This is a genomic window from Nocardiopsis sp. SBT366, assembly GCF_001083815.1.
Classification (GTDB): Bacteria; Actinomycetota; Actinomycetes; order Streptosporangiales; family Streptosporangiaceae; genus Nocardiopsis; species Nocardiopsis prasina.
Genome location: NZ_LAVM01000091.1, coordinates 1 through 21,295, shown reverse-complemented (window position 1 = coordinate 21,295; position 21,295 = coordinate 1). Strand labels below are relative to the sequence as shown.

25 protein-coding genes and 1 pseudogene are annotated in these 21,295 nt (G+C 71.2%); 11 read left to right on the top strand and 15 right to left on the bottom strand.

Features of this window, described 5'->3' with window-relative positions:
• The coding region (locus ADX84_RS21800) for an ATP-binding protein (RefSeq protein WP_049578540.1) at positions 1-506 on the bottom strand (506 nt) is incomplete at its 3' end.
• A 90-nt stretch (positions 507-596) separates the two neighbouring features.
• Positions 597-1,103: a hypothetical protein gene (locus ADX84_RS21795; protein WP_049578539.1), complete on the bottom strand. Its 507-nt coding sequence runs from the start codon at positions 1,101-1,103 to the stop codon at positions 597-599.
• Positions 1,104-1,639: 536 nt separating this feature from the next.
• On the opposite strand from ADX84_RS21795, the gene ADX84_RS21785 reads away from it, so the two are divergent.
• From ADX84_RS21785 to ADX84_RS21780, 3 genes are all read left to right on the top strand, one after another.
• Positions 1,640-2,485: a helix-turn-helix transcriptional regulator gene (locus tag ADX84_RS21785; protein WP_049578537.1), complete on the top strand. Its 846-nt coding sequence runs from the start codon at positions 1,640-1,642 to the stop codon at positions 2,483-2,485.
• 17 nt (positions 2,486-2,502) lie between these two features.
• Positions 2,503-2,697 carry a DUF397 domain-containing protein gene (locus ADX84_RS25790; RefSeq protein ID WP_082206698.1) on the top strand — a complete coding sequence of 65 codons (195 nt, stop codon included), beginning with the start codon at positions 2,503-2,505 and terminating at the stop codon, positions 2,695-2,697.
• Between the two features lie 213 nt (positions 2,698-2,910).
• A complete protein-coding gene (locus ADX84_RS21780) occupies positions 2,911-3,144 on the top strand; it encodes a DUF397 domain-containing protein (protein ID WP_049578536.1) in 234 nt (77 codons plus the stop codon).
• A 24-nt stretch (positions 3,145-3,168) separates the two neighbouring features.
• On the opposite strand, the gene ADX84_RS21775 is transcribed toward ADX84_RS21780, so the two are convergent.
• From ADX84_RS21775 to ADX84_RS21735, 9 genes are all read right to left on the bottom strand, one after another.
• Positions 3,169-4,065: a DMT family transporter gene (locus ADX84_RS21775; protein ID WP_017547253.1), complete on the bottom strand. Its 897-nt coding sequence runs from the start codon at positions 4,063-4,065 to the stop codon at positions 3,169-3,171.
• A 42-nt stretch (positions 4,066-4,107) separates the two neighbouring features.
• The gene (locus ADX84_RS21770; protein WP_234004140.1) at positions 4,108-5,214 is read right to left on the bottom strand and encodes an ATP-binding cassette domain-containing protein; all 1,107 of its coding nucleotides are present in this window, start codon (positions 5,212-5,214) and stop codon (positions 4,108-4,110) included.
• Positions 5,215-5,217: 3 nt separating this feature from the next.
• Entirely contained in the window at positions 5,218-6,042 is an 825-nt protein-coding gene (locus ADX84_RS21765; RefSeq protein WP_049578548.1) for an ABC-2 family transporter protein, read from the bottom strand.
• 34 nt (positions 6,043-6,076) lie between these two features.
• Entirely contained in the window at positions 6,077-6,883 is an 807-nt protein-coding gene (locus tag ADX84_RS21760; protein ID WP_049578535.1) for an ABC-2 family transporter protein, read from the bottom strand.
• 178 nt (positions 6,884-7,061) lie between these two features.
• A complete protein-coding gene (locus ADX84_RS21755; protein WP_049578533.1) occupies positions 7,062-7,925 on the bottom strand; it encodes an ABC transporter permease in 864 nt (287 codons plus the stop codon).
• Entirely contained in the window at positions 7,918-8,718 is an 801-nt protein-coding gene (locus ADX84_RS21750) for an ABC-2 family transporter protein (RefSeq protein WP_049578531.1), read from the bottom strand. Before ADX84_RS21750 ends, ADX84_RS21755 begins: the two co-directional genes overlap by 8 nt.
• Positions 8,719-8,896: 178 nt before the next feature.
• Positions 8,897-9,652 (bottom strand): SDR family oxidoreductase, encoded by a 756-nt coding sequence (locus ADX84_RS21745; protein ID WP_049578528.1) that lies wholly within the window; start codon positions 9,650-9,652, stop codon positions 8,897-8,899.
• Between the two features lie 274 nt (positions 9,653-9,926).
• Positions 9,927-10,535, bottom strand: a complete 609-nt coding sequence (locus ADX84_RS21740; RefSeq protein WP_049578526.1) for a DAK2 domain-containing protein — start codon at positions 10,533-10,535, stop codon at positions 9,927-9,929.
• Positions 10,536-10,546: 11 nt separating this feature from the next.
• Entirely contained in the window at positions 10,547-11,542 is a 996-nt protein-coding gene (locus ADX84_RS21735) for a dihydroxyacetone kinase subunit DhaK (protein WP_049578524.1), read from the bottom strand.
• Positions 11,543-11,748: 206 nt separating this feature from the next.
• Between ADX84_RS21735 and ADX84_RS21730 the strand changes: the two genes are divergently transcribed.
• Positions 11,749-12,960, top strand: coding sequence for a DUF418 domain-containing protein (locus ADX84_RS21730; RefSeq protein WP_049578522.1), 1,212 nt, complete (start codon positions 11,749-11,751; stop codon positions 12,958-12,960).
• Positions 12,961-13,082: 122 nt separating this feature from the next.
• Here ADX84_RS21730 and ADX84_RS21725 read toward each other — a convergent pair whose 3' ends face one another.
• From ADX84_RS21725 to ADX84_RS21710, 4 genes are read right to left on the bottom strand one after another with little or no spacing between them, the layout of a single operon-like run.
• On the bottom strand, positions 13,083-13,691 hold the full coding sequence (locus tag ADX84_RS21725; protein ID WP_049578520.1) for a hypothetical protein: 609 nt from the start codon (positions 13,689-13,691) through the stop codon (positions 13,083-13,085).
• Positions 13,688-14,344, bottom strand: a complete 657-nt coding sequence (locus ADX84_RS21720) for a DUF6286 domain-containing protein (RefSeq protein WP_049578517.1) — start codon at positions 14,342-14,344, stop codon at positions 13,688-13,690. Before ADX84_RS21720 ends, ADX84_RS21725 begins: the two co-directional genes overlap by 4 nt.
• The gene (locus ADX84_RS21715; protein WP_049578515.1) at positions 14,338-14,529 is read right to left on the bottom strand and encodes a hypothetical protein; all 192 of its coding nucleotides are present in this window, start codon (positions 14,527-14,529) and stop codon (positions 14,338-14,340) included. The genes ADX84_RS21720 and ADX84_RS21715 overlap by 7 nt, the downstream gene beginning before the upstream one ends.
• A gap of 45 nt (positions 14,530-14,574) precedes the next feature.
• Positions 14,575-15,087: an Asp23/Gls24 family envelope stress response protein gene (locus tag ADX84_RS21710; RefSeq protein WP_049578544.1), complete on the bottom strand. Its 513-nt coding sequence runs from the start codon at positions 15,085-15,087 to the stop codon at positions 14,575-14,577.
• A 212-nt stretch (positions 15,088-15,299) separates the two neighbouring features.
• Here ADX84_RS21710 and ADX84_RS21705 point away from each other — a divergent pair, with 212 nt between their 5' ends.
• The 7 genes and pseudogenes from ADX84_RS21705 to ADX84_RS21675 all read left to right on the top strand — a co-directional run.
• Entirely contained in the window at positions 15,300-15,851 is a 552-nt protein-coding gene (locus tag ADX84_RS21705) for an RNA polymerase sigma factor (RefSeq protein ID WP_049578512.1), read from the top strand.
• Complete coding sequence (locus ADX84_RS21700; RefSeq protein WP_049578510.1) at positions 15,842-16,408, top strand: hypothetical protein; 567 nt, start codon at positions 15,842-15,844, stop codon at positions 16,406-16,408. The genes ADX84_RS21705 and ADX84_RS21700 overlap by 10 nt, the downstream gene beginning before the upstream one ends.
• A 153-nt stretch (positions 16,409-16,561) precedes the next feature.
• Entirely contained in the window at positions 16,562-17,806 is a 1,245-nt protein-coding gene (locus ADX84_RS21695; protein WP_049578508.1) for a hypothetical protein, read from the top strand.
• A 66-nt stretch (positions 17,807-17,872) separates the two neighbouring features.
• A complete protein-coding gene (locus tag ADX84_RS21690; RefSeq protein ID WP_049578506.1) occupies positions 17,873-18,631 on the top strand; it encodes a L,D-transpeptidase family protein in 759 nt (252 codons plus the stop codon).
• Positions 18,632-18,697: 66 nt separating this feature from the next.
• Positions 18,698-19,444 (top strand): hypothetical protein, encoded by a 747-nt coding sequence (locus ADX84_RS21685; RefSeq protein WP_049578504.1) that lies wholly within the window; start codon positions 18,698-18,700, stop codon positions 19,442-19,444.
• 433 nt (positions 19,445-19,877) lie between these two features.
• Positions 19,878-20,339 carry a hypothetical protein gene (locus ADX84_RS21680; protein WP_049578502.1) on the top strand — a complete coding sequence of 154 codons (462 nt, stop codon included), beginning with the start codon at positions 19,878-19,880 and terminating at the stop codon, positions 20,337-20,339.
• A gap of 347 nt (positions 20,340-20,686) precedes the next feature.
• Positions 20,687-21,178: pseudogene (locus ADX84_RS21675) on the top strand (PadR family transcriptional regulator); the annotation flags it as partial.
• Between the last annotated feature and the right edge of the window lie 117 nt (positions 21,179-21,295).

The following is a 21,295-nucleotide window of genomic DNA, read 5'->3' as shown; positions in this document are numbered from 1 at the left end:
TGGGTGAACTCGGCCCAGATGACGGTGCCCAACCCTGCGCAGAAGGGGAAGTCCAGCACCGGGCGGGTTCCCCATCGGGTGGCGAGGTGGTCGAGCAGCAGCAGCCCCCGGCCGCGTTCAGCCCGATCCCATTCCTTCCTGGTGCGCCTGCGCGGAACCTTCGGAGAAGAGTCCGTATGGGTGTCGGTGCGGGTGCCGTCGTCGATGATCGAGATCCGGACTGTTCCCGGGCGGGGTGTGTCCAGGGTGCGGACCACACACCCTTCGGGGTCCTGTCCGGAGCGGGAGTGGTCGCAGGCGTTGGCGAACATCTCGCTCAGACACAGCACCATGTCCTGACGGGCCTCGGCCCCGATACCGGTCAGCCCGTTGAGGTCTACGGCCAGGTCGGCGCGGACTTGGCGGATCTGGGCGAACTGTCCGGGGTAGAGGCGGCATTCCCACCGGTGCCCGGCGGGTGGGTGGTTCGTGTGGTTGAGGGCAGGGGTGTGCGGCACAATGGCCATGTCGGCAATTCGCTTTCTCTTAGACAGGGGTGGTTGTCGGCCTGCTCTGGGGGTGTTGCTGCACCCGCCAGAGCTTTTTCATGGGCTTCTTCAGGCGGCGGTCGGGGGTTCGGGGCCACGTCGGTGGACGCCGAGGTGGCGGTGCGCGAGCAACCGCAGCAGTTCAGTGCGGTCGGGCGCGGTGATCCTTTCGTAGGGGTCTCCGTCACCGGTCCAGCCCAGAGGGCGGCGGGCCACGTAGACCTCGTGTGGGGGTGCGCCTTCCACGGTCATAGCCCAGTGCTTGTAGAGCAGGGCACAGAGCACGTGCTCCGGTATAGGGAGTCCCTGATCGGCGGTGCTCAGATGCAACACCGACCCGGCCACGGCGGTGACGGTGGTGGTGGGATGGTCGTGGATGGCCTGGTCGATGAGCTGCATCGCCAGTTCCGCGTCACCGTGCTCACGGGCGCCGCGCAAGGCTTCCTGGATCAGCGGGAGGCGGTGGCGCAGGGTGTGGGAGTGCCACTCCGCGAGCTGCGCCGGGGTCAGGTGAGCGGGAGCCGTCAGGGCGTCTTCGGCCACGGCCAGCAGATCCCTGGTGCCAACGTCCAACATCACTGCTCTCCCTCGATCAGGGTCGGGTTGTTGGTCAGGTCGCAGGGCAGGAGGAGTCGGTCCCGTTGGTGGGCCTGTGCAGGGGCGAACACGCTCACGAGGCCACCGCCAATCGCCGCAACCCGGCAAGGACAGCCTCCAGAACCTCCAAGGGGACGGCGTCCACCGGCCTCCTGGGCGAGGGGATCAACGGGCTAAGCGGGCGAGAAGTGGTGCGGCGGGGGTTGGCGGCGAAGGCACGCACCCGCGCGGCCTGCCTGGGACGACGGCGACGGAACGCCTCGGACGCGAGAAGGCACATGCATGCCAGCGCAGAGAGATTCAGGGATCGGGGCTCCATAGGCGCACACCTCCTGGGACGGTTGCCGGGTGGGAGCCCAGCGGGAGTTAGACGTAACATCAATCATCGTTTCGAAAATTTAGAATCTCAAGTACATGCCTGAAATTCGCCACGCAATCATTTAGGTCCGAAAGATGAAGGTTGGGACCAATGATGTCGACGGCGATACGATCAGAGGTCTCAGGAGGAGGTCACCTTGGCAGGTCCCACGATCAGCAGGAGACAGCTGTCCGGTGTGCTCCGGCGCCTGCGTCGTGAACGACAGATGACGTTGGAGCAGGTGGCTGAGCGTCTGGAGTGGTCAACCGCGAAGGTCTCAAACTTCGAGACTGGTAGGACCGCGAAGCCATCAGTGACGGATGTGAGTGCACTTCTTCGCGTGTACGACATCTCAGCGGGGTCACCCGAGGACAGGGCAATCCTTGCTCTCGTGAGGCAGTCACGTCAGCGGGGTCGCTGGGCTCAGTACGGTGATGTCCTTACGGGTGAGTACGCCGGGCTTGAAGAGGAAGCCTCGCGGATCTCCAGCTACGAGCCGATTGTCATCCCTGGGCTTCTCCAGACGCCGGAGTACGCGCGACTGCACATGCAGTCGGCATCCGCTCCGCGTGTCGATAGCGAGATCGACCGAACCGTCGAAGCACGCGTGCAGCGACAAGAGGAAGTACTCCAGGGCTCAGCGCCAGAGCTGTGGGTGATCATCGATGAAAACGCTCTTCGCCGCATGGTGGTTGATCAGGAGGTCATGCGCGGTCAGATCGATCATCTGATCACGGTCTCTGAAGACCTCACCAACGCGATCACAGTTCAAGTTCTACCAGTCGCAACGTCCTTCCACAGCGGGCTTGTGGGGCCGTTTGTCATCCTGGAGTACGCCGATGAGGACATTGCGCCGTTCGTGTTCCTGGAGACTGACACGGATGGGCTGTACCTGGAGCGCGAAGAGGAGGTTGGCAGGTATCGGAGGCTCTTTGAGCAAGCTCAGTCCGTCGCCTTGGGGCCTCAGGACTCAGTTCAACTGATGCGCGGTCTCACCACATAGAAGAAAGCCGAAACCCCATGCGTCTAGCTCCCACACCCGTTGACCAGCTGGCCTTCCGCAAGTCGAGCTACAGCACCCCGCAGAACTGTGTCGAGGTCGCTGATCTACCGTCAGGCGCCGCTGTGCGCGACACTCAAAACCGGGAATTGGCCTGCCTGGTCTTCCCCGGGAAGGAGTGGACCGCGTTGCTACGGTCCACCACCCAGCCTTAGCTGAGCAATGAGGAAGGCCCCCGACTCAACTGAGTCGGGGGCCTTGTCTAACTCCCACGTCAATGTACTTCGTGGCTATGCGGACGGGAAGTGGGATCCCTCTATCCACAGCTGGACAGGGGTTAGGGACGCTTTCTCCGCACACAGGGCGTAGAAGCGGGCAGGGCTGTGTATGAGTGAGTCACTGCCCCACCCCCAGCGGAGGACCCCAGGATGCACCCTCACATCGACGAACTCACGTTCCGCAAGTCCAGCTACAGCAATCAGTCGCAGAACTGCGTGGAAGTCGCCCGGTACCGCAATTCCTCACACAGTGCGAACGCTAGCGATTGCGTGGAGGTCGCTGACCTGCGGCCCGGTGTCGCGGTCCGGGACTCCAAGTTCCCCGACCACGAACACCTCCTCTTTCCCGGCCCCGAATGGGTCGCACTCCTGCGTACTAGCTAAGGCCACGCAGCCAGACTCCCGCCACTAAGCCCCCCGTATCCCCTCCGGCGTCGCTTCCACTCCGTCGTCGGAGGGCACGGTCAGCAACCTAATCCCGTACGCCGCGACCACCGCGCACCCCACGGCGACAACCCCACCCAACCAACCGCCCGCGTAGGTCTCCCCCATGAAAGCCACACCGACAACAGCGGCAGCGACCGGGTTCGCCAGCGTGGTGATGCCCAGCGGCGCCCCCAGGTCCATCCCCTGGTAGGCGGCCTGCGCGAGCAGAAGCCCGAGCACAGCGATCACCGCCGTCGCCGGGCTCGACGGGTGCGTCAGCCCCGCCAGCACACCCTCGTCGAACGCCCACACGGCGGTCTTCACCGTCGCCGCCGAAACCCCGAAGGCCACCCCGGCGGCACCCGCGAGCAGGTAACTCCGCCAGGCCCTCGACGGCACCCGGCCAGCGACCCAGGCAATCACGGCGAGCAGGACCACCGTCCCAACGCCCACCAGCGCCGACGCCTCGAAGGACAGAACCCCACCATGGTCACCGGTGACCGTGACCGCGAGCAGCACCCCGAGCGCGAGCATCGTGAGGGCCGCACCCCGCCACTCCGCGCGGCTCACCCTGCGCCGGGCGATCCGCGCCGACCACGGGATGCCGAGCACCAGCACCAGCACACCGAGGGGCTGCACGACGGTCAACGGCGCGAAGCTCACCGCAGCCACCTGGAACCCGGCGCGGCCGCCGTTGAACACGAGGGAGATCCACCAGAGGGGATGCCGGAGCAGTGCTCCGATCTGGTGTCCGCCGGTCAGCGGCTCGGGTACGCGGACGGCAAGCCTGCGCTGCGCCACGGCCGCCGCCGTGTACGCGAGGCAGGACATCACTCCGAAGGCGACCCCGAGCCACAGGCCGTATGACAAAGGGGACATACAACCCATGATCCCCGATCGCGACACCTCGCGACACCGGAATCAGGCCCCACTTTCGCTGGGCACCGCCCCGCGATAGAGAGCGGAGACCACGCCCTCGATATCGGGCTCCCGCAGGGTCAGGTCCGCCACCTCGTGCTCCGCCGTGACCCGGGAGATCACCCTCGCCGGGTTGTCCGCCAGCTCCAGCCACTGACGCGGCCCGTCCACCCGGACCGTGACGGCCCCCTCCACCTCGATCGCGGGCGCCGGAGCCACCAGGTCGACCACCAGCACGCGCGGCGTGGGAACGGTGGCGCGCAACCCGGGCAGATCCCCGTCGAAGGCGAGCCGCCCCTTGTCGATCACGATCACCCTGTCGCACAGCCGCTCCACGTCCCCGAGGTCGTGCGTGGTGATGAGGATGGTGGTCCCCCGCTCCCGGTTGATCCGCAGCAGGAACTCCCGAATGGTCGACTTGCTGACCACGTCCAGGCCGATGGTCGGTTCGTCCAGCACCAGCAGGCGGGGGGCATGCAGCAGGGCCGCCGTGAGGTCACCGCGCATCCGCTGACCCAGGCTGAGCTGGCGCACCGGGGTGTCCAGGAAGGGCTCCAGCTCCAGGAGTTCGGTGAGTTCGGCCAGGCGCTCGGCGTGGAGATCGGCGGGCACCCGGTACAGGTGCCGCGTGAGGGTCAGGCTGTCGCGCAGCGGCAGATCCCACCACAGGGTGGTGCGCTGCCCGAACACGACCCCGATGTCCCTCGCCAGGCGGGTGCGCTGGCGGGACGGGTCCCGCCCGACCACCCGGACACTCCCCGTGGTGGGCGTGAGGATGCCGGTGAGCATCTTCATGGTGCTGGACTTCCCCGCACCGTTGGGCCCCAGGTAGCCGACGATCTCCCCCCTCCGCACGGAGAAGGTCACGTCCCGGACCGCGCTCACCCTGCGCCGGGTACGGCGCAGGAAGGGGCCCTCGGACACCACGAAGTCGCGGCCGAGCCCCACCGCCTCGATGATCGGTTCGGCGTCGGGTCCGGACCCGGGCAGCGGGCCCGGTGCGGCGGCCTCCTCGCGGGTCTCGGTGGTCCCCGCAAACTCCCCGGGCTCAGTGGCCCCGGCGGTCCCGCTGGCCTCGGTGGTTGGTTCCTCTGTTCCTTCTGCGGTCATCGTTCAGCTCCCGGTGGATCGGTAGTGGCGCAGCCCGAACCGCCACAACAGGGCGGCTCCGGTGCAGGCGAGTACGGCGACGACCGGGCCCGCGTAGCGCAGGGCCTCCGGCATGCCGAGGGGGTCGGGTCGGTCGAGCACGAGAAGAGCGGGCTGCCAACTGACGAAGGCCAGCGGCACCACGTACGTCACCGAGCGGACGACCTCCCGGCCGTAGATCGCCAGCGGGTACTCGGTGAGCGCCTGCCCGCCGTAGGTGAGCGCGTTGGCCGCCTCCCGGCCGTTCGCGACGAAGAACTGGAGACAGGCGGTGGCCACCCAGATCGCGCCGCAGATCAGCACCCCGGACAGCGTCATCCCCAGGAGCAGGAGCGCCTTGCCGGGAGTCCACTCCACGTCGGTGTTGGCCAGCGCGATCCCCAGCACCACCAGCGCGGGAACGACCTTGCCGAGGCGGCGCGGGGAGAACTCGTCCGCGGCCAGCTGGACCAACGGCGAGACCGGTCGGACGAGCATGGCGTCGAAGGAACCGCTGCGGATGTGCAGGCCGAGCCGCTCCACGGCGCCCATGAACAGGTCCGCGATCCCGAAGGCGCTCGCGGCCAGCCCGAACACCAGCAGGCCCTCGTACACCGTGAACCCGGCCAGCGTCCCGGCGTGACCGAACACGATCACCACCGCGCCGACCTGGGCGACCACGCTCACGGCGACGGCCAGGGACATCAAAATGAGGGAGGTCGGGTACTGGGCGAAGGCGCGCACCCAGATCCACGCGAGCCTGCGGTAGTCCTGGACCGGCCGGAGGGCGGCCACGGCGGCACGGGCCAGCGGGTTCCCGGGCGCGCGATCCCGTGTTGAAGCCTCAGCCACCCTGGATCACCACCCTGCGCGTGGCCCGGCCCGTCAGCCAGGCCGCCAGCGAGAGCAGCGCCACCGCCCACCCCAACTGCAACGACAACCCGCCGAACGCGCTCCCGCCCGGCAGCGAGTCCTTGCCGAGCAGGATCTCCGCCGGGATCTGCACCATCGACGCCCACGGCAGCCACCGCAGCACGTCGGCCAGCGCGGTCGGGAACAGGGCCAGCGGCAGCAGCATCCCCGCGGCCACCGGCGCGACCAGGCCGCTCGCCATCCACAGGCCCCGGGTGTCCATCAGCCAGAACCCGCTCAGCGAGCACAGGTAGCGCAGCGCGAACCCGATCACGGCGGCCAGGACCACTGAGAGCAGCACAGCCACGGACTGGACCGCGCCGTCCGGCACGACCACGTCGAACAGGAGCAGGCCGACGCAGAAGGTGGGCACGCCACGGAAGAGGAACGTGAACGTGGCCCGGCCGAGGTCCTCCGCCATCCACCAGCCCAGGAGCGGCACCGGACGGAGCAGGTCCGTGGCCACGTCGCCGCCGCGCACGCGTTCGGCCAGGTCGAGGGAGGGGGCGGTGTTGACGATCATCGTGACGGCGATCAGCGCCTGGCCGACGAACACCTGGGTGACGGCGTCGGTGGCGTCGTAGCCGTTGATCTCCGGACGGGCGGCGAACACGGCCAGGAGCACCATGGCGTTGATCGCGCCGAAGACCGAGTTGGTGAGGGCGCCCGCGACGAGCGCGGCGCGGTAGGTCGAGTGGCGGCGCAGCCCTCGGGCGTACACCGCTGCGTGGACCCGCAAGTGGGCACACTCCTTTCGGACGGTCGGATGGACAGACGGTCGGACGGTCGGGTTGGGGGATCGGATCGGGGGTCGGGATCGGAGTCGGGTCGGGTCGGGTCGGGTCGGGTCGGAGGGAGCGTCGGGCCTTCGCGTGTCCGGGCGGTGCCCCGGTCAGCCAGGCCGGTCTCGGCGGGGGTCAGCTGCCGGTGGAGCGGTAGCGGCGCAGGCCGAACCGCCACACCAGGGACGCCGCCAGGGCGAGGACGACGGCCACGACGGGGCCGAGGAAGCGCAGGAACTCGGGCAGGCCGGTCGGATCGGACCGGTCCAGCAGGTGCAGCGCGGGCTGCCAGCTCACGAAGGCCAGCGGCACCACGTAGGTCACCGACCGCACCAGACCTCGGCCGTAGATCGCGATGGGGTACTCGGTGAGCGCCTGCCCACCGTAGGTGACCGAGTTGGCGGCCTCCCGGGCGTCGGTGGCGAAGAACTGGAGACAGCCCGCGATCAGCCACACCGAGGTGCAGATGGTCACTCCCGAGGCCAGCAGCACCGGGACCATGAGTGCCCGCCCGGCGGTCCAGTCGATGTCGCACATGACCAGGGCGAACACCAGCACGACCACGGCCGGGACGATCCTGCCGAAGCGGCGGGGCGAGAACTGGTCCGCCGCCAGCTGCACCAGCGGGGACACGGGGCGGACCAGCATGGTGTCGAAGCTGCCCGTGCGAATGTGGTCGCCGAGGTGGTCCACCGAGCCCGTGAGCAGCTGCGCGGCGCCGAAGGAGAACGCGGCCAGCGCGTAGACGAGCAGGCCCTCGTACACCGTGAACCCGGCCAGCGTCCCGGCGTGGGCGAACACCACGACGACGGCGCCCATCTCGGCCAGGGAGGCGAGCGTGATCCCGAAGGTGAACAGGGACAGCGCCATCGGGTACTGGGCGACCGCGCGGGTCCAGGTCCAGGCGAGGCGGACGTACGTGCGCAGCTCCGGGCCCAGGTCCGCGAGGGGACTCGGGGGAGCCTGGGCACGCCGCCCCCGCGTGAGCGCGTCAGCCACCCTGGACCACCACCCTGCGCGTGGCCCGACCGGTCAGCCAGGCCGCCAACGAGAGCAGCGCCACCGCCCACCCCGACTGCAACGCCAACCCGCCGAGCACGCTCCCGCCCGGCAGCGACTCCTTGCCGAGGAAGACCTCCGCGGGGATCTGCACCATCGACGCCCACGGCAGCCACCGCAGCACGTCGGCGACAGCAGCGGGGAAGAGCGTGAGCGGGAGGAGCATCCCGGCCAGAACCGGCCCGGCCGGGCCCATCACGGCCCACACGCCACGGGTGTCCAGGAGCCAGAACCCCACCACCGAGTACAGGTAGCGCAGCGCGAATCCCACCACGACGGCCAGCACGAACGAGACCATCGTGACCAGCCAGCGCAGGGGGTCCACCGGCAGCGCCAGCGTGAACAGGAGCGCGCCGACCGCGAAGGTGGGCGCGCTGCGGAAGGCGAAGTCGAAGGTGACCCGGCCCATGTCCTGGGCCAGGTTCCAGCCGAGGAGCGGGACGGGGCGGAGCAGGTCGACGCCGACCGCGCCGCTGCGGATGCGTTCGCTGAGGTCGAGTGCGGGCCCCATGATGGCGAGCGGGGCCAGCAGCGCCTGGGCGACGAACACCTGGGTGACGGCGTCGGTGGCGTCGTAGCCGTTGATCTCCGGGCGGGCCTCGAAGAGCGCGAGCAGCACCATGGCGTTGATCGCGCCGAAGACCGAGTTGGTGAACACCCCGGCGACGGTGGCCGCGCGATAGGTGGAGTAGCGGCGCAGCCCACGGGCGTACACCGCGCAGTGGACACGCACGGGCGTGGCTCCCTGGCAGCTAGTGAACGTGCAGAAACGTCCGCTCTCCACCACGGGCCCTCGAAGGGCGGGGGAGACACGGGTTCGGCACGTCCCTGGGCCGGGAGGCCAGGTCCGGGTCGCCGCGAAGGAGTGACGTTAGCACGGCGCCCCGCGGGCCGCCACGGGTTCGTGGAACTCAGCCGCGCCCGGCGAAGGGCATCTCCCGGGCCATCACGGTGACGGCGGGCACGTTCACGTCGAGGGGCAGGGAGACGATGTGCGCGATGGTGTCGGCCACGTGGGTGACGTCGATGGTGGGTTCCGGACGCACCGAACCGTCGGGCTGGCGGGCGTTGGCACCGAAGCCCGTGGTCATCGTGGTGGCGGCGTTGCCGACGTCGATCTGCGTGCAGGCGATCCCGTGGCCACGCAGGTCCAGGTTGAGCGAGGCGGTGAGGCCGTTGATCGCGTGCTTGCTGACGGTGTAGGCCACGCTCGACGGCCGCGGGACGTGCGCGGAGATCGAGCCGTTGTTGATGATCCGACCGCCGCCGGGGGTCTGGGCCCTCATCATCCGCGCTGCCTCGCGGGCGCAGTTCATCGAGCCGGTGACGTTGGTGTCCAGGACCTCGCGCCAGGCGTCGTCCTCGATCTCGTCCACCGACGCGGCCGGGCCGAACACCCCGGCGTTGTTGAAGAGCACGTCCACGCGCCCGAAGCGCTCGCGGACGGTTCCGAAGAGCGCAGCGACCGACTCCGAGGAGGTCACGTCCGCCTCGACCACCACCGCTCCGGGGTTCTGGCCCGCCGTCTCCTCCAGGGTCGCCCGGTGCCGCCCCGCCAGGACCACGGAGTGGCCGTCGCCGAGCAGTCTCCGGGCCGCCTCACGGCCGATCCCGGCGCCGGCCCCGGTGATCACGATGACCTTGTGGTCGTTGACAGCGGCACCCATGGTGGCTCCCTCGTTGGTTCGGTCCGGCCCGCTCGGGGCCGCCAGCTGGAGACTACCGACCCGACTCCGAACAGTTGTCCACAGGCTGTGGACAACCGGACGGCGACTCCGCCTTCCCCCTGGCCTCGACAGGATCCCGGGTCCCACCGTGCGGGTCGGTCACGCTTCGCGACTGATTTCCGCGCCGGTTCCCGGCCCGGCTCCTCCCGGACCGGGCTCCCAGATGCGCACGGGAACCCGGCCCCGGAGGCCGGGCGCCGGGAGGGCGTCCGGATCAGATCCCGTCGGCCGCCTCGAAGAACCAGGCGATGGAGACGGCCCCGGGGTCGAGGACCTCCTGGGCCCGTTCCCCCAGGTAGCTGGCGCGCCCCCGGTGGGCGACCATCCCGCTGGTGGAGTCCGCCCCGGCCCGCGCGGCCTCGGCGGCCTCACCGAGGGCCTCGCGCCAGGAGGTGGCCCGCGTGGCGGCGAGGGCCTCCGTGGCGGGCACCATCGCGTCGACCATGGTCTTGTGCCCCACCTCCGCCCTCCCCAGGCGCCGGACGGCGCCGGTGGCGGTCTCGAAGGCACCGGCCAGGTCCGGAACGGTCCAGGGCGCGGAGGGCCCCGCGCCGAGCCGTCCGAACCAGAGACCGAAGAGCGGGCCGCTGGTGCCGCCGGAGGCCAGGAAGGTGTCGGAGACGGACTGGAAGACCCCGGCCGGATCGTCCCCGTGCAGGTTGGCGCGGGCCCGCTTCAGGGCGGAGCCGATGTTCCAGCCGAAGTCGCCGTCCCCGGCCTGCCTGTCGAGTTCGGTCAGCTCGTCGGAGTCGGAGTCGATCCGGTCGGCGAAGGCCAGCAGCCAGGCCCTGGCGTCCGCACCGGTGAGTTCGTTCTCGGGCATGGTCGTTCCTCTCACCAGGCCAGCGCGGGGGTTCGCACCGGCGCGTCCCAGAGCTTCGCGAGGTCGTCGGTCAGCGCGGTGAGCGTGATCGACAGCCCCTTCATGTCCAGTGAAGTGACGTACGGCCCCACGAGCGACCGCGCGATGGTCACACCCAGTCCGTCGAGCACCCTGCGGGTCTCACGGGCCGCCACGCCCAGCTCCAGGCCGTGGGTGGCGCCGAGCCCGTTGACGATCGCCAGGACCCGGTCGCCCCGCCCGATCCCCACCGACTCGACGAGGGGCCCGACCAGGCTCTCCACCAGTGCGGCGGCCTCGGGGGCGGTGCGGGTCTCGATGCCGCGTTCGCCATGGATGCCCACGCCGAACTCCATCCGGCCGGGCTCCAGCTCGAAGGAGCGCTTCCCGGTCATCGGGTTGGTGCAGGCCTCGAAGGCCACGCTGAGCGTCGCCGAACGCGCCACCACGTCCTGGCCGAGCGCCTTCACCGCGGTGACGGGCGCCCCGGCCTCGGCCGCCGCACCGCAGATCTTCTCCACCGCCACCACGGCCGCCGTGCCCCGGCGTCCGGGGCCGCCGTCGTCCTCCCTCTGGGTGGCGAGGTCGTCGTCGACCAGCACCTGCTCGACCCGGTGGGTCTCGGCCAGGAGTTCGGCGGCGATCGAGAAGTTGAGGACGTCGCCGGTGTAGTTCTTGACGACCATCACGGTGCCCTCGCCAGCGTCCACGGCCCGGATGGCGGCGCGCACCTGGAGCGCGGTGGGGCTGGCGAACACGTCGCCGGGCACGGCGGCGTCGAGCATCCCCGTCCCCACGAACCCGGTGTGCAGGGGTTCGTGACCCGAGCCCCCTCCGGACAGCAGGGCGACCTTGCCCCTGGCGGGCGTGCGCCGGGTGACGAAGAGGGGGTCGGTATGGACGTCGACCAGTCCGCCGTGGGCCTCGACCAGCCCCTCCAACGCCTGTTCGACCAGGGTCTCGCGTTCGTTCATGAAGAACCGGCTCATGCCGCCTCCTGGTTCTGGGATCCCTCGGCCGGGCACCGCGCGCCCCGAGGCGCGCCGCGTCCCACCTCCTGCCTACCCAGTTCTGGCCGATCGGCTGGCCGGTCGGCCGATGTCCCGCACCGACCGGCTGGCGGAGACTGCCACCAGGCTCCCAGAGGTGGCGGCAACAGAGGGGGCGTGACACCAAACAGAGGGGACGAACCGACATGTCGGCAGCAACGGAGGGCGGGCTCCCTCCGAGGGCCCCGCGCAGGCTGGCTCCGGACCTGGCACGCGGCGCCATGCTCCTGCTCATCGCGATGGCCTACGCGGGGGTGTACGTCGGGGCCGGGTTCGGCACGGACGTCGTGGGCTACCCGCTCCAGGACCGGGCGGCCTCGCTGCTCACCACCCTGTTCCTGGACAACCGGGCCTTCCCGATGTTCGCGATCCTCTTCGGCTACGGGATGGCCTGGATGGTCTCCCGGCAGCTGGACAGGGGCACACCTGAGCTGGAGGTCCGGCGTCTGCTGCGGCGGCGCGGCGGCTTCCTGCTGCTGTTCGGCTTCGTCCACGCGTTCCTCGTCTTCCCCGGCGAGATCCTCACCTCGTACGGGCTGGCGGCGCTGGTCACCGGGTGGCTGCTGCTGCGCTCCAACCGGGCCATCGTGCGCGCGGCCGTGGTGTTCGCGGTGTTCTACGTGGTCACGGTGCCGATCGGGATGGTCGGTATGGTCATAGCGGACGGTTCGGCCGCCGACGACTACGCGCTCGTTCCCGGCTACCTCACCGCCGGGGACTGGTTCGAGCGGCTGGTCTTCCTGCCGTTCGGGCCGGTGTTCATCGCCATCGCCTTCCCCCTGCTGATCCTGGTGGTGCTGGGCTACCGGGCCGGTCGGGCCGGTCTGCTGGACGACCCCGAAGCGCACCGGGGCTTCCTCACCCGGGTGGCGGTCGTGTGCACCTCGGTCTCCGTGCTGGGCGCGCTGCCCGTCGCGCTGACCGTGCAGGGCGTGCTCTCCCCGGGGACACTCACCGAGGGGCTGTACATGGGCCTCCAGGTGCTCAGCGGGGTGCTCGGCGGCGCCGGTTACGCGGCGCTCTTCGCCCTGTGGGGCACCCGGCTGGAACGCCGGAAGGGCCCGCTGGCCGGGGCGGTCGCCGCGATGGGCCAGCGCTCGCTGACCTTCTACATCCTGAACTCCGTGCTGGTCGCGGTGATGCTCCACCCGGACCTGGTCGGTCTGGGTACCCAGGCGGGTCCCTTCGGCGCACTGCTGGCGGCGGCTCTGGCGTGGTCGGTCAGCCTGGTGCTGGCGGCCTGGCTGGAGGTCCGGAACCGGCCGGGTCCGCTCGACCAGCTGATGCGCCGCTGCGTGTACGGCGGGCGGAGAGCCCGCGAAGCCGCGCGCGACGAGCCGGTCAGAAGAGACGGCTGAGATTCGGACGGGGGTGGGGGCCGCACCGGGTCCTCCCCAGTGACCCGGGGCCCACACCACCCCCGTCGCTCAGCCTGACCCCGCACGCGTGCGCGGCGGGTTCAGGCGAGTTCGCGGCCGGTTCAGGCGAGTTCGCGGCCGGAGGGCTGCCCGGAGACCGAGACCCGCAGCACCGTGGGCAGCCGTTCCAGGCCCAGGGAGAGCCGCAGTCTGACGAGGGCCTCGTCGCGGCACCGTCGCCAGACGGCGACAGGGTCGGCGTCCTCGGCCAGGACGAGGTCCAGGTGAAGACAGGGTTCGTTGGGGGACTCGGTCAGCTGGGCCCGCCCCCGGCGCACCCCCGCGTAGCCGCCGATCTCCCTGGCCAGGGCGGAGCAGGCGGCGCGGGCCGCGACGTCGGTGCGTCCCCGGTCCCCCTCGTCGAGGCGGAGCGAGGACACCCGCGCGGTGCGCCCCTGGACGAGCAGCCACCGCAGGGACAACACCGTCACCGCCACGGCCAGCGCGGCGGCCGCGTACGGAACCCACGGCGCGGACAGATGGGGGGAGAGTCGTCCGACCACCGATCCGAGCGTCTCCCCGGCCACACCCGGCGGAAGGGGGTCGAAGGGCCCGTACACGAGCAGGGGGACCACGGCCCCCACCGACGTCAGCACCACGCCGACCAGGGCCAGGCCCTGCCGGTTCCCCCGGGCGGTCCGGCGTGCCGAACGGTGCGGGTAGCGCCTCACCGGAGGCCTCCTTCCACCCTCCGGAGCCTGGCGCGCACGCGCACCGGCCCGGTGGGGTCGAGTTCGAGCAGTCGGCCGCGGACCCGGTCCTCCACCCGTGCCCGCAGCCCGGGGTCGACCGGCGTGGGGACGCGTGCGGTGATCCGGACGGTTCGGCGCCGGACCCGGGCGTGCGCGCCGGTGACCCCGGCCACCTCCCGGGCGGTGGTCTCGGCCAGGTGGCGTAGCCCTCGCCGGGACAGGCCGACGACCAGGTCCCGGTCGTCGGTGCGCAGCACCATGTGGCTGCCCTTCCCTGGGACGAGCGCGGTGAGCAGCAGGAAGAGGCCGACGACGGCGGTGACCGCCGAGGCGGCGAGCATCTCCGGGCCGTCCCAGTGGACGCCTGCGGTCGGCTCGGTGACCCGTTCCAGCGGCAGGATCCGGAGCGGACTACCGACCAGCGCGGCGATCACCTCGGCGGCGGCCACCCCGGCGACCAGCGCCGTGACGGAACTGACCAGGACGGCGGCGGTGGACCGCCGGGGCCGGAAGGTGCGGACCGCGACTCGGCGGGCGGCCCGACCGGCGGGGGCGGCGGCGGCCGGGCGGACACCCGCCGGGCCGCCCGCCTCCGGGTCGATCACCGGGACGCTCAACGGGGCGCTCACCATCGCGCGTCCCCACCCGAGCGCTCACGGGAGAAGAGGGGTGACAGGTCCGTCTCCCCCGCGTAGGCGCGCCCGGCCAGGAACCCGACCGCTCCGAGGAGCAGGACGAGGAGGAAGGCTCCGAACCCGCCGAAGTAGGCCACCAGGCCGAGGAAGGACCCGTAGGCCAGTCCGACGATCGACCACATCGTTCGTGCTCCTTAGGTGCTGTGACTGCGATGGGGGGAGCGGCGTCAGCGGACGCGCGGCTCGGACGGGGACTCCTGGGCGGCGGTCTCGTCGTCCGGCAGGTGGATGTCGTCGACGGTCACGTTGACCTCGGTGACCTCCAGGCCGGTCATGCGCTCCACGCCCGCGGTGACGTTGCGGCGCACCACCCCGGCGAGGTCGGGGATGGAGATTCCGTACTCGACGACCAGGTTGATGTCGACGGCCGCCTGGGTCTGGCCGACCTCGACGGACACGCCGCGGGCAGCGGCGTTGGTGGAGGTGGAGCCGGGGATCCGCTCGCGGACGGCGTCGAAGGCGCGGGCCGCTCCCCCGCCCATCTGGTGGACGCCGCGCACCTCGCGGGCGGCCATCCCGGCGATCTTGGCGACGACGTGGTCGGCGATGTCGGTGCGGCCGTTGTCGCCGGAGCGCTCCGGGCTGCGGTCGGTGCGGCCGGACGAGGTGGTGTCCAGAACGGCCGGGGTGGGGGCCTCGTGGATGTCGGCGCGGGCGGTGTTGGGGTCCTTGGCTGCCATGTGGTGCTCCTGTGGGTCGGTCTGGACGGTGTCGGTGCGGCCCTTCCCGTCGTGCTGTGTTCGGGCCGTCATGTGGAGGACACGGCTGGGGGGCGTGGGCTCACGCGAAAATCATTGTGACCTGAGGCACACTGGCCACGACCGCGTTCTTGCGTAATGTGGTCAACTTCTGACGACAGGTAGTCGACCGGTTCGGGAGCTGGACTCCGCAGATGCACACGGACACCGCACTACCGGACAGCGTGCTCGTGGAACGGGCACAGGACGGCGACGACCGTGCCTTCGAGATCCTGGTGCGCCGCCACCAGGACGCCGTCTACCGCATCGCTCTGCGCACCCTCGGCGACGCCGCCGAGGCCAGGGACGCCGCGCAGGAGGCCCTCATCACGGCCTGGCGCAGGCTGCCCGACCTCCGGGACCCGAAGGCGTTCCCCGCCTGGCTGTACCGGATGGTCGGCCGCCTCGCGCTGAACGCCCTGCGCGCCCGCCGCCCCGAGGACCCCGCCGAGGAGGACCACGAGGGGCTGAGGGAACGCGGCGCCGGCCCCGCCGACAGCGCTCTGGCCACCGACCTCCACGAGGCCCTGCGCGAGGCGTTGTCCGGGCTGCCACCCCCACAGCGGATCTGCTGGGTTCTCCGAGAGATGGAAGGATTGGGATATGAGGAGATAGCGGAGATCGTCGACACGACCCCGACCGCCGTACGCGGGCGCATCCACCGCGCGCGTACCCATCTCGTGGAGGCGCTCGAACCATGGCGGTAGACCCGTCCGACGACCACGAACAGCTGCCCTGCGGCACCTCCGCCGACACGCTCCTGGAGCACCTCAGGGCGGGAACCGTCACCGCGCACGAGCGGACCTGTCCGCACTGCCGGGCGGCCGCCGACGAGTTCCGGCCCCTGCTCTCGGCCCTCGACGCCGCGCTGGACGACGACCGGGAGGTCACCGCGCCGCCCGGTCTCCTCGACGACGTCATGAGCGTGGTGCGCGCCGAGGGGCGTTCACGCGGCACGCTCCGACTGCCCGACACCGGTTCGGGCGGCACCCCCGGGGACACACGCGTCCGCCACTCGGCGGTCTCCGCGATGCTGCGCGCCCGGGTGGACCCGGCCGGAGGGCTGCTCCTGGGCCGCTGCCGGATCGAGGACACCCCGGAGGGTCTGGTCGTCACCGCCACCGCCCGGGTCCTGACCGGAACCGTCATCCCCGACGCCACCGCGAGGGCCCGCCGCGACATGAGCACCTTCGTCGAGGACCGGCTGGGCCTGCGGGTGGCGCGGATCGACATCGACGTGACCGACGTGATCGACCTCCCCTGAACGGGCCGCCCCAGCCACCCACCTGGGCGTCCCCACGAGGGGCGGCGTCCGGCACGGGGTGCTTGTAGGGTCGGGACCGGCGTCGCCACCCTCCCCGCAGCCGACCGCACCAGGTCCGGGCGGGGACCGTCCCCGGAGCGAAGGGCACCACCCATGACATCGGCACTCCCCGGCGCCTGGAAGCTGTTGGAGGCGGGAGACGCCCCTGCGGCCGTGCGCTCGCTGAGGAACGCGTCGGACGACCTGCCGCTGGGGGACCTGGCCGAGTTCACCTCGGCTGTCGCCGACGGCCTGGGCCTCGACGACCTCTCGACCGTCTCCGGGGCGCTGCGGGCGGATCCCGGCAGCGCCCAGGCCTGCTACGACTTCGGCTTCGAGTGCCTGGAGGTCGGCGCCCCGCACCTGGCGGTCCCGGCCCTGCGCGCGGCACGTCGGCTCGCCCCCACCGCCGCCCCCGCCCTGTGGGAACTGGTCTCGGCCCTGGAGGACCAGGAGCGGCACGGCGACGCGGTCCGCGAACTGTGCGCCTGGGAGGACGGCCTCCCGGACTGGCCGGGCGGCTACCTGCTCGCCTACAACGCCCTGTGCTCCGGGGACGTGGAGACCGCACAGGAGGTCCTCGCCCGCCTGGCCACGCCCGAGGACGACGGCTGGGACCTGGCACACGACCGGATCACCCGCATGGTGGAGCGCGCCGGTGCCGCCCGGGCGGCGGGCCCCCTGGGCGACCGTGACCTGCGCGGATGGCAGTTCGCTCTGACCGGGGCGATCCTCGGGCAGATCTCCCCGCACGGGTCGGACGAGGGCATGAACGGCCGGTACGCCCACCTCGGCGACTCCTACGACGCGTGCCGGACCGGGATCCGTGACCTGGCCACGGTGCTGGAGGCCACGGGGAGCCGACCGGACGCTGTCATGCCGCTGCCGGACCGCTCCAGCCGTGTCCTCGGACTGGCCGCCGCCCGGTTGTTGGACCTGCCCGTGGTCCCGGTGGACCCGGAGCGCTCGGACGCCCTGGTGGTCGCCTACGACCTCACCGACTCGGATCCGGACCTGCTGCGCGCGCTGGTGCCCCGCGCGCCCGGACAGATCCTGTTCGAGCACGCCTCCTGCTGGACCTCGCCGCCCGGCGCCACCGCCGACGTCGTCTCCCTGCTGCACCAGAACGTCATGCCCCCGTGGGGCGACCACCTCCGGGTGGTGGACGGCGAGGTGGAGCAGGTCCCCGCCGACGAGTCACCCGAGGAGGAGCTGGCCGAGCGGGTCGTCGCCGCCGGGACCGAGGACCGGGACACCGCGCTGCCGACCTTCGCCGCCGCCGTCGCGGACCACTGGGCACGGGGGCCGCGTCTGCCCGTGTCGACCTCCGGACCGGTGCGCAGCTCACGCTTCGAGTGACCCGCCGCAGGGACGTCCGCCGCCCCGAATCCGGGACGGCGGCGGAGTTGTGGGTAAATGGAACCTATGGTTTCCCCCCGATCACACTTCGCAAGGAACACAGTCCGCACCACGACCCTCACCCTCGGGGCGGCCTGCGCCCTGGCGGTGGGCTCGGCGCTGCTCGCCAGCCCCGCGCACGCCGTCCCGACCACCCCCACCGCCTCGGCTTCCTCCGCCGCTGACGTGACGACCGACCTCCGCAAGGGTGACTCCGGCGCCCAGGTGAACGCCCTCCAGGAAAGACTGTCCGCACTCGGTTACTGGATCGACGGCGTGGACGGCGAGTTCGGACCGCACACCGAGCATGCCGTGATCGCGCTCCAGAAGGCCGCCGGGATCGACCGCGACGGTCTGGTCGGCCCCGCCACCCGCGCCGCCTTGGAGGAGGGCACGGTGCCGTCCGCCACGAGCGCGGGCACGGCCGTGGAGATCGACCTCGAACGCCAACTGTTGCTGGTGGTCGTCAGCGGCGAGGTCGAGAAGGTCATCCACACGTCCACCGGCTCCGGCCAGCCCTACGAGGGCTCCGACGGTTCCGAGCGGATCGCCACCACGCCCACGGGTGAGTACTCGGTCTTCCGTGACGTCGACTCCTGGGACCCGGGGCCCTACGGCGCGCTGTACCGGCCCAAGTACTTCAACGGCGGCATCGCCGTGCACGGGTACCCCAGCGTTCCGGCCCAGCCCGCCTCCAAGGGTTGCGCCCGCGTGAGCCTGGCCGCCATGGACTGGCTGTGGGAGCAGGGCCACATGGACGTGTACGACACCGTGGTCGTGCGCTGACCGAAACCCCGCCCCCTCCTGCCCCCGGGCCGTGTCGGCCCGCCTGTCGCGGGTAGGAGGGGGCTCGTGCCCTTCCACATCGCCACCGCGCCCGGGCGCCCCGACCGCCCGAACGAGGACTTCGCCGCCGCGACCGCCACGGTCGCGGTGCTGCTCGACGGGGTGAGCGCCCCCACCGATCTGGACGACGGCTGCTCGCACGGGGTCTCCTGGCACACCCGGCGCCTCGGGTCCCTGCTGCTGGCCGCGCTCGACGAGGGCGCCGCCCCGCGTGAGGCGCTGGCGGAGGCGATCACCACCGTGTCGTCCCTGCACGAGGGGACCTGCGACCTCGGCCTCCAGGAGACTCCCTCGGCCACGGTCGCGGCGGTCCGGATCGAGGCGGACCACCTGGAGTACCTGGTGCTGTCGGACGCCGTGCTGCTCACCGAGGCCGACGGCGGGGTCCGGCTGATCGCTGACACGCGGCTCGACGACCTGAGGCCCCGGGTGGGTCCCGGGCAGGCCATCCGCGCCTGGCGCAACGTCACGGGCGGCTTCTGGACGGCGGGCGCCGACCCCCGCGCCGCCGAGGAGGCCGTGGTCGGGACGGCTCCCCTGAGCCCATTCCTGGCGATGACCGACGGAGCAGGCCGCGCCGTGGAGGTGTTCGGGGACCTGCCCTGGGAGGGCGCGTTCGAGCTGGTCCGGCACCGAGGGCCCGCCGCACTGGTGAACCGGGTCCGGGAGCTGGAGGCGGCCGACCCCTCCGGCCAACGGTTCCCGAGAGGCAAGGTCCGGGACGACGCCACCGCCCTCTGGTGGACCCCCTGACCGCTCGCCGGGTTACGGACACCCGAAAGTGGGAGTTCCGGCCGCCGAATCTGTCAGAAATGAAAGATCATTTCCCAGTGGTGCCCGAGTGAACTGGGAAAAGAATGTTCCCGGCATTGCTGACGTTTGTAATGGGGCCACCGATCACCGGGAATCCGTTTTCTGAGAGAACTTCCCAACGGAACACCGCACCTTGAGGCCCTCACCTCGAAAAAGAGACGTACGCCTCGCACGGACCCGAGCGCCGGTCGCTTTCGCGTTTCGTCTTCTTCGGGTAGATTCCCTGCAACCGGCCAGTGAGCGTTCCCGCCACAACGCACCGTCAGAAGGTCGGCTCTCTTTGACCCCCTTGCCCGTACCCGTGACCCACGGGTACTGGAGAGTCTTTTCCATGACCCAGGCCGTCGCCACCGACCGCCGAAAAGGAGACCGTGTGAGTGTCCCGGGACTCCTCGAACCGACCGGACCCAACCGCGCACCGCACCGGACCGGTTGGCTGGACCGCGTCCCCTCCGAGGACATGACCCTCCCCATCGAGCCCGTCGAGAGCGTGCGCCCCGATCCCGAGCGGCGCCCCAACCCCATGGACGCGCGGACCCCCGCCGAGTTCCTCCTCACCATGCGCCGCTACCTCTCCTGGGCTGGCGGCTGGTCGTACCTGGAGCTGGAGTACAAGTGCGGCGGCGTGGTCAGCGCCGCCAAGTTCCAGCGTGCGCTGGAGGGCACCGGTCTGCCCGGGTACGTGTTCCTGATGGCCTTCGTCACCGCCTGTGTGGGCACCGACGAGGGTGAGCGCCTGCGCTGGGCCACCTCCTGGCACCGTCTGCGCCGCGCCGCCCGCGCCGAGGAGGACGCCCAGCGCGTCGCGAGACAGGACGAGCAGCACCAGCACTGACGGCCCGGACGGCTTCCCGGCCCGCGGCCCCTACTCGCGCGCCGGGCCGTTGGCCCCTGCCCGCGTGCCCGAACCGGTGACGCCCGGCCGACACCGCCGACGCCGCACGCACTGGCGCCTCCGGAACGCCTACGGCTCACGGAACCCCGTCGTGGCCTCACGCACCACCGCCCAGGCGCGTTGTCCCCTGGGCAACACCACCCGCACCGGTGATCCCCCCGGCCAGCCTCCGTTCCGGTGACCGGAATCCGCACCCTGCCTCCGGGCCGTCCCTCCCGCACCCCTGGACCGCGCAGCCGCCCCGGCCTCTATACATGCCATGTATACCTCGTGTGTATAGTCGACCCATGTCACTCGGCCAGACTCTCCTGGGGCTGCTGGAAACCCGCCCCCAGCACGGATACGACCTCAAGCGCGCCTACGACGAGCGCTTCGCCACCAAACGGCCCCTGGCCTACGGGCAGGTCTACGCGACCCTCTCGCGTCTCCTCAAGAACGGGCTCGTGGAGGTGGACGCCGTCGAGCCCGGCGCCGGACCCGAACGCAAGCGGTACACCGTGACCGAAGCCGGGGTCACCGACGTCGAGCAGTGGCTCACCCAGCCGGAGACCCCTGAGCCCTACCTCCAGAGCACCCTGTACACCAAGGTCGTGCTGGCCCTCCTCACCGGCCGACCGGCCGATCAGATCCTCGACGTGCAACGCGCCGAGCCCCTGCGCCAGATGCGCGAACTCACCCGCCGCAAGACCGGCGGGGACCTCTCCGACCAGCTCATCTGCGACCACGCGCTGTTCCACCTCGAAGCCGACCTGCGCTGGCTCGAACTCACCGCCGCCCGAGCACTCGCCGGGGGTCCTGCGCGCAAGATCGGCCAGGTCCAGTCGGTCCAGCCACTGCGCGGCCGTACGTTCGGCCCGGCGTCGCGAGCTGCCGCCCAGCCTCAGGGGGAGGGCGAC

Excerpts from the sequence above, each read along its gene's own strand:
- ADX84_RS21715 (WP_049578515.1), bottom strand. The coding sequence starts at position 14,529 with ATGTGGTCGATCGTCGGACTGGCCTACGGGTCCTTCCTCGGCCTGGTG.
- ADX84_RS21745 (WP_049578528.1), bottom strand. The coding sequence starts at position 9,652 with ATGGGTGCCGCTGTCAACGACCACAAGGTCATCGTGATCACCGGGGCC.
- ADX84_RS21700 (WP_049578510.1), top strand. The coding sequence starts at position 15,842 with ATGGCGGTAGACCCGTCCGACGACCACGAACAGCTGCCCTGCGGCACC.
- ADX84_RS21735 (WP_049578524.1), bottom strand. The coding sequence starts at position 11,542 with ATGAGCCGGTTCTTCATGAACGAACGCGAGACCCTGGTCGAACAGGCG.
- ADX84_RS21720 (WP_049578517.1), bottom strand. The coding sequence starts at position 14,344 with ATGGTGAGCGCCCCGTTGAGCGTCCCGGTGATCGACCCGGAGGCGGGC.
- ADX84_RS21710 (WP_049578544.1), bottom strand. The coding sequence starts at position 15,087 with ATGGCAGCCAAGGACCCCAACACCGCCCGCGCCGACATCCACGAGGCC.
- ADX84_RS21780 (WP_049578536.1), top strand. The coding sequence starts at position 2,911 with ATGCACCCTCACATCGACGAACTCACGTTCCGCAAGTCCAGCTACAGC.
- ADX84_RS25790 (WP_082206698.1), top strand. The coding sequence starts at position 2,503 with ATGCGTCTAGCTCCCACACCCGTTGACCAGCTGGCCTTCCGCAAGTCG.
- ADX84_RS21775 (WP_017547253.1), bottom strand. The coding sequence starts at position 4,065 with ATGTCCCCTTTGTCATACGGCCTGTGGCTCGGGGTCGCCTTCGGAGTG.
- ADX84_RS21690 (WP_049578506.1), top strand. The coding sequence starts at position 17,873 with ATGGTTTCCCCCCGATCACACTTCGCAAGGAACACAGTCCGCACCACG.
- ADX84_RS21705 (WP_049578512.1), top strand. The coding sequence starts at position 15,300 with ATGCACACGGACACCGCACTACCGGACAGCGTGCTCGTGGAACGGGCA.
- ADX84_RS21695 (WP_049578508.1), top strand. The coding sequence starts at position 16,562 with ATGACATCGGCACTCCCCGGCGCCTGGAAGCTGTTGGAGGCGGGAGAC.
- ADX84_RS21795 (WP_049578539.1), bottom strand. The coding sequence starts at position 1,103 with ATGTTGGACGTTGGCACCAGGGATCTGCTGGCCGTGGCCGAAGACGCC.
- ADX84_RS21770 (WP_234004140.1), bottom strand. The coding sequence starts at position 5,214 with ATGACCGCAGAAGGAACAGAGGAACCAACCACCGAGGCCAGCGGGACC.
- ADX84_RS21730 (WP_049578522.1), top strand. The coding sequence starts at position 11,749 with ATGTCGGCAGCAACGGAGGGCGGGCTCCCTCCGAGGGCCCCGCGCAGG.
- ADX84_RS21740 (WP_049578526.1), bottom strand. The coding sequence starts at position 10,535 with ATGCCCGAGAACGAACTCACCGGTGCGGACGCCAGGGCCTGGCTGCTG.